Origin of the sequence: Pseudoalteromonas sp. SIMBA_162 (assembly GCF_046535955.1) — a bacterium.
GTDB classification, from domain to species: Bacteria; Pseudomonadota; Gammaproteobacteria; order Enterobacterales; family Alteromonadaceae; genus Pseudoalteromonas; species Pseudoalteromonas marina.
The window spans coordinates 1-237 of record NZ_JAWJBQ010001173.1 but is presented as its reverse complement, the minus strand read 5'-3'; the positions used below and the strand labels follow the sequence as shown (position 1 = coordinate 237).

Genomic DNA, 237 nt, shown 5'->3' with positions numbered 1-237 from the left:
CCGGTTGCCCGATCAGCGAGTTGAACAGGCGGGTACGCTCATCATTGGACAATTTGCCGACATAGACCGAATCGCACTCACTGGCCAACGACGGGTTGTTGGCCAGCAGACGCCGCACCAGCACCGGGCGGCCGGTGGCCTGGGTCGCGCCCTTGAGCAGGTCATCGGTGTATTCGGTGGGGCCAACCACGCACAGACGCAGTTGCGCAGGCTCCACGGGCCAGCGAGCGTAGCTGA

Annotated in this window: 1 protein-coding gene; it reads right to left on the bottom strand. The window is 64.6% G+C overall.

What is annotated here, in order from left to right:
- On the bottom strand, window positions 1-237 hold a 237-nt coding region (locus tag R0J88_RS23375), incomplete at both ends, for a YfiR family protein (RefSeq protein WP_410901371.1).